Genomic DNA, 6,297 nt, shown 5'->3' on the forward strand with positions numbered 1-6,297 from the left:
ATATTATATTATTGTTAAATCGGTATAAGGTTTATGGAATAGATTTGTGTTGTTAAATTTCACCAGCAGCACGAAGAATCTGTTCGGCTTCGCTGTCTTCATATTTTAGGATCAACCTCCCCAACCTGTCCTTCAAGGCGTCCAGTACGGAACTGTAATCCGGATCATCAATAATATTCGATAATTCGTTTGGATCCTGCTGTAAATCGAAAAGCTCCCAATTGTTCAATTCACCATAAAATCTAACCAATTTATATCGGTCTGTACGAATACCGAAATGAGGATGAACACGATGAGGTTGTGGGAACTCGTAATAGTGATAATATCCAGCATCTCGCCATTGTATACTATCTCGACTGTTGATCAGCAAAGGTAAAAATGAGTTACCTTGGACGTCATCGGGAATGCCTGCACCGGCCAAATCTAACATAGTTGGTGCCCAATCAATATTCAGCACAAGATCTTGAAGTTCTGATCCTGGTTTTACAACTCCGGGATATCGGAGGACAAAAGGCGTTTTCAACGATTCTTCGTAAATAAAGCGTTTGTCAAACCATCCATGCTCCCCTAAATAAAACCCCTGATCCGAAGCATATATAACTACAGTGTTATCGGCTAAACCACTTTCATCCAAATAATCTAATAATTCACCTATATTTCGGTCTAACGATCGTGCGGTAGAAAGATAATCTTTTAGATAGCGTTGATACTTCCACTCGACCAATTCCTTCCCTTGTAATTTCTTATCTTTAAATTCCCTCGATATTCCCCCATAGTAATCCGACAACGCCTTTGCTTGTTCAGACGTATATCGGCCTTTGAATACCTGTTCTACCTTCAAGTCCTGTCGTAATACCATGGTTTTGTCAATGGTCATGTCTTGATCCTTAGCAGCTGCTCTACCCGTATAATCGTCGTAAAACGTCTCCGGAATAGGAAAATCTATGCTATCAAAAGCACCTAGATCTCGGATGTCAGGCATCCATTCGCGATGCGTAGCTTTGTGGCCTACGACCAAAAAGAAAGGTTTATCGGCATCTTGCTGGTCAATAAAGTCCCTAGCGAAAGAGGTGATGATATCTGTTACATAACCTTCATGCCTCACAGTGTCGCCGTTGTGATGGATAAAATCCGGATTATAGTAATGTCCTTGCCCGGGTAGTATCTTAAAATAATTCAACGCTTGGGTAGGCAATGTTCCCAAATGCCACTTACCAACCCAAGCCGTATTATAACCGGCCTGTTGCAACTCCCTCGTGAAAAGCGTCTGGTTCAGATCAAAACTATTTTCGTTTGCCTTAAAACCGTTTTTATGACTGTACTTTCCAGTCAGTAAGGTCGCCCGACTAGGTCCACAGATACTGTTTGTCACCAGTTGATTTCTGAGGATCACCCCTTCGTTGGCCAACCGATCAATATTCGGCGTTTGCGTCAGCGTACTTCCATACGCGCTGATCGCCTGGTACGCATGATCATCCGAAAAAATGAATATGATATTCGGTCGTTTCCGTTTAACCAAATCCAACTGTTGACCGAAGGTATTTAACGACACACTCAATAATAATCCAGTAAAAATGCAGCTAATTATTTTTCTGTTCATAATCGTAAAAGCAAAGTTTTAAGTCCTATTTACACAGCTCGTCCCAAAAACTCCCGGCCATGTTCTTTTTTTTAGGATATGGTCTCATAAAGTAACGTTATCCCCAAACGAAGATAATGATATTTTAGATTGATATCCCCCGACATTTCGGTAGTTTCAACAATGTTATTACTTTTGTTGATAACACTGCATACATTTTGAGTTATTTTTTCTAGCACATGCGCGCCCATAGCTTTCGTTTATGTTTCCTAAAATTAGGATGTTTCCTGTTGTGTATATATGTACAGACCGCCGTTGGACAACATCAGAGCATAGCGGAATCTATTGACAGTGCAGACCTGTTGCTCCGGAAAGGCCTAGTTGAGGAAAGTAAATCGATCTATAACAGCGTGCTGTCTCGAGCTAAAATCGATAATATGCCAGATACCTTACAATTAAAAGCGCATCTCGGTATTGCCCGTGCCCGACATATGAATCAACAATTAGACAGCTCGCTGCAATCTTACCTAAAAGCATTGCAGCTGGCTAAGTCGACCAGAACGCCATCATTCCAGGCAGACGCATACATGGGAATAGGTGTACTACAAGCACATGCCAAAAACTTTCCTAAGGCAATACAATACTTAAAACAAGCCGATAGCCTCGAAACAGCACCTTCGGTTAAGAAGCTACAGATCAGAGTCAATTTAGCCAATTCCCTTACGGATGCCGACAGGGATAAAGAAGCTCTTCCATATTTACAAGCCTCACTACAAACCGCCCGTATCCTAAATCAAGAACCAGTACAAGCCATTGTTCATACCAACCTTGGCAACCTGTTTATTAAAGCGAGAGATTGGCAGGCGGCCATTAACCATAGTATGGAGAGTATTCGAATTAGCGAAAAATTGCAGCAGCCTCCCTCCGTCGTGGCCCATAACAACTTGGGATATGCACTGACACAGTCCGGAGCGCTAGACGAGGGTAAGAAGGCCTATTTACGGGCGCTTGCCGCCGCTCAAGGCACACAACGGCAACAGGTACTCAAAAATCTAAAGGAACTTTTACTATTGCAGAATGATCACCGCGCAGCCTTGCAATACTTCGAGAAATACGACCAACTCAAGGACTCATTACAGCAGCAAGAAGTAGCGCAGCGAATTGCCGAGATAACAGAGACTTATGAAAGTGCAGAAAAAACCCGGCAGATCCAGTCACTGCAGCTGGAAAACAAGACCAAGAGACAACAGCTCATCCTCGTTATCATTGGAAGCGTATTCCTTATCCTGTTGATCGGTCTAGCGACTTACCTTTATCTTAAAACCGAACAGGCAAAGCGAGAACTAAGCCACACAAAGACAAGAAATCGGTTGTTGCTCGCGCAGTTGAATCCCCATTTTATATTCAATTCGCTGCAGCATGTGCAACACTACCTCTACAAAAATGACAAAGAAACCTCCATGGCATATTTAAGCCACTTCGCGCGTCTCATCCGATCGACCCTAACACATTCGGATAGCGATTGGATTTCTCTTGAGGAAGAGATCGAGTTATTGAGAAATTATCTTTATCTACAACGTTTGGCCTCGCACAAACCTTTTCACTATAATTTGCATGTCGATCCCGAAGTAGATTTTTCCATCATACAGCTTCCGCCGATGCTCCTTCAACCCGTTGTCGAGAATGCGATTAATCATGGTGTCACCGATCAGACCGACGCCAATATCGAGATCAGTATCCATTTAGCACAGCAAAAACTGGTCATCAGTATATCCGATAACGGAAAGGGCATATCGACGACCCTACCAGACCGTTCCAACAATCTACACAAATCCATGGGCTCGCAGCTCGTTAACAAAAGAATCAGCGAAATCAACAAACAGTTCCCTAAATTCATACATTTACATATAGAAGAAGCAAATCTTGATAAAACCTACCCTGGTACATGCGTTCAATTTACATTTGATTTCAGACAAATCTCAACACATTAACGATGAAACCGAACATGACCTGTCTGCTTCTAGAAGATGATTACTTCACCATGGCGATGATGAAAGATATTATCTCGAATATGTATCCGAAAATCAACATGATTCCCTGCTATCAGATTGCAGAGGCTGAGCGGCACCTTCTTTCTACGAAAATTGACTTTTGCATCTTGGACATCAATCTTCCGGATGGGAATTCTTTTGACTGGCTACAACGTGTTTCCGACGGAACGTCCCATCCGTTCCGGATCATCTTTATAACCGCCTATTCGGCGTTTGCCGCCAAAGCATTCCGCTTCAATGCGTTAGATTTTGTGGTCAAACCCTTTTCGCCGGCAGACCTCCAAACCGCAATCGACCGTGTGCTGCAATCGATCAACGATGAATTTCGAAAAATTGAACTAGAACAGGCATTGCAAAACCTAGGTCAGAAAGATATTGTGGCACAGCGCCTAGTGCTCAAAAGCCAAAAAACAATCCATATTTTATCTCTTGGTGAGATTCTATACCTGTCCGCAGACAACAACTATTGCAACTTTCATTTAACCGATGGCAGAATACTCCTGATTTCGTATCCATTAAAATACTACCATGACAGGCTAAATGACTTCGGTTTCGTACGTATTCACCAAAGCTACCTGGTGAACCAGCTATATATCACATCATTCACAAAGAAGACCAACCAACTCGTTATGCGAAATCAGGAAACTTTACCCGTAGCACAAAGCCGCCGCGCAGAAATCATCAGGTACCTAGGTCGGCCCTAGGAGGTATAAATCCTCAAAACCTACGGGCGAATCCTCAAGTACTATCCACCGCAGTCGCTTTTCTTTCTAGATAACCCTACATTAGCTACCCTAAAGAAAAATGTATGAAAAAGGTTGCTATTTTAATCGCTATGTTAGGTATTACACTAGTTAGCCACGCACAACTTTTGAAGAAGGTACAGCGTAAGATGGAAAATAAGATTGAAAAGTCGGTTGACGACCTCTTAAATAGTAAAGATCAGGGACAACAACCAAAAGCCGGAAATAGCGAGATAGCAAACACTTCCGGAACATTTGAAATACTGACTAAATCGGAGCCGTTCTTACCGGGTAACATCCTCATCTTCGAAGATCGTCTAGATGATGATATTCCTGGCCGTATGGCAAAATATTGGCAAACGAACAGTACCGGCTCCGTAGTAGAAATAAGCGGTGCTAACGGAAAATGGCTAAAATTAGCTGACCAGGCTTCGTACCAGCTAGACACTTTATTACAGCTACCTCAAAAGTTCACGCTTGAGTTTGATTTGCTGACACGCGCAAATCAAGCCTCTGATTTGCGGTCAATAGATTTTGGATTTTCCAAGAACAACAGTACACGAAAGTATATCTACGGAACGTCGAACGAAACAAATGTGTACACCAGTTTACAATACTATTACGAAACCATCAATACAACCAGTAATAATAACAATAATAATAGCAGGATTGAGTTTCCACTGAGTAATTATGCTAACGCAATCATGCATGTATCGGTGTCCGTTGACGGAAACCGTATGCAAGTCTATATCGACGAACATAAAGTGCTAGACGCCACCGTATTGGACCCTAGCGCACCCAAGCACTTTTTCATATCCACGGAAAAATACCGAAATAATGCTGTCGCCCTGATTAGTAATTTGCGTATTTATGGATTTTAAAATCGATAAGCAATACTTCCGAGAATATTCCGCGACATCATAGGATTTACCGTAGACCATCCTTTATAATACGTTCTATCAGTCAAATTATTAGCTTTCACTGCCAGCTCATAATTCCTATAGGTATAAGATAGACTCGCATTGACCAATGTATAAGCAGGAATTGTAAACGCACCCGTGGGTACGCTATTGGTGACCAAATTCTCACTCGCGTGGTTAACTCCCGCGCCGATACCAACGCCGTTCAAAAAGCCTCGGTGTGCGGTGTAGCTAGCCCAAACATTGAACAAGTTCTTGGGTCCGGCTTCCGTTGGACGCAGGCTATTTACATTCGCATCAGCTTTGGTCAATTTACTGCTATTGTTGCTATAGCTAAGAATGATATCCAATCCTTCCATCGGAGCGGCGGTCAAATCAAATTCAACACCCCGGCTCAACCTCGTACCGTCCTGTACCGTAATGTTATAGAATTGCCCGTCACGTTCAATAGATTCTGGCCTTGTTATATTACTAACGGAAATATCATAGTAGCTTGCAGTCAGCACCATAAGGTTATTAAATAGATTCAGCTTAACACCGGCTTCCCATTGTTCCGCCTGTTGAGGCTTAAAGTCGCCCGAAATGTCTGGCAGCGGTTGTACGATAGGTGCTACATTCTTAAATCCGTTCTGATAATTTCCGAAGAATGACATCCGATCTTTCACAAACTCATATACGAGCCCGACCCTAGGCGAAAACGCCGTCTGGCTGTATGCCCCGCGTGTGGTGTCGGCATCAAAATCATAGGTTCCCTTATTATCAAAATAATCCATACGCAACGCTAAGTGTACATGCAGCGATGGTGTTACATCTAGCACATTGGACACATATGCTCCCAAAACCCCATTGCGGCTACGGTTATTTGTTTCCGCACCATTGAGGCCGTCTCAAAAATAACTGAGGCGGCTTTTTCATTTTTGGAGGTTTCCCAATATTTTTATCGAAGGTTTTCTGTTTTTCTGATTCTGTAATGGTTTTGGGAAGACCGGAAGGCATGTTCTGTT

Annotated in this window: 4 protein-coding genes and 1 pseudogene; 3 read left to right on the forward strand and 2 right to left on the reverse strand. The window is 42.6% G+C overall.

The window, feature by feature from the left end:
- Positions 1–52: 52 nt before the first annotated feature.
- Positions 53–1,600 (reverse strand): sulfatase family protein, encoded by a 1,548-nt coding sequence (locus tag C5745_RS16290; RefSeq protein WP_105718071.1) that lies wholly within the window; start codon positions 1,598–1,600, stop codon positions 53–55.
- Between the two features lie 269 nt (positions 1,601–1,869).
- Here C5745_RS16290 and C5745_RS16295 point away from each other — a divergent pair, with 269 nt between their 5' ends.
- The 3 genes from C5745_RS16295 to C5745_RS16305 all read left to right on the forward strand — a co-directional run bounded on the left by C5745_RS16295 (position 1,870) and on the right by C5745_RS16305 (position 5,254).
- Positions 1,870–3,570 carry a tetratricopeptide repeat-containing sensor histidine kinase gene (locus C5745_RS16295; protein WP_165793113.1) on the forward strand — a complete coding sequence of 567 codons (1,701 nt, stop codon included), beginning with the start codon at positions 1,870–1,872 and terminating at the stop codon, positions 3,568–3,570.
- Between the two features lie 2 nt (positions 3,571–3,572).
- A complete protein-coding gene (locus C5745_RS16300; protein WP_105718073.1) occupies positions 3,573–4,334 on the forward strand; it encodes a LytR/AlgR family response regulator transcription factor in 762 nt (253 codons plus the stop codon).
- 104 nt (positions 4,335–4,438) lie between these two features.
- The gene (locus C5745_RS16305; protein WP_105718074.1) at positions 4,439–5,254 is read left to right on the forward strand and encodes a hypothetical protein; all 816 of its coding nucleotides are present in this window, start codon (positions 4,439–4,441) and stop codon (positions 5,252–5,254) included.
- Here C5745_RS16305 and C5745_RS16310 read toward each other — a convergent pair.
- Positions 5,251–6,162, reverse strand: a pseudogene (locus tag C5745_RS16310) (TonB-dependent siderophore receptor); the annotation flags it as partial. The gene C5745_RS16305 and the pseudogene C5745_RS16310 overlap by 4 nt on opposite strands.
- Between the last annotated feature and the right edge of the window lie 135 nt (positions 6,163–6,297).

It is taken from the genome of Sphingobacterium haloxyli, from assembly GCF_002980525.1.
GTDB lineage: Bacteria > Bacteroidota > Bacteroidia > Sphingobacteriales > Sphingobacteriaceae > Sphingobacterium > Sphingobacterium haloxyli.

Bases quoted from the DNA above. Each gene is read 5' to 3' on its own strand.
- C5745_RS16290 (WP_105718071.1), bottom strand. From the start codon at position 1,600: ATGAACAGAAAAATAATTAGCTGCATTTTTACTGGATTATTATTGAGT.
- C5745_RS16300 (WP_105718073.1), top strand. From the start codon at position 3,573: ATGAAACCGAACATGACCTGTCTGCTTCTAGAAGATGATTACTTCACC.
- C5745_RS16305 (WP_105718074.1), top strand. From the start codon at position 4,439: ATGAAAAAGGTTGCTATTTTAATCGCTATGTTAGGTATTACACTAGTT.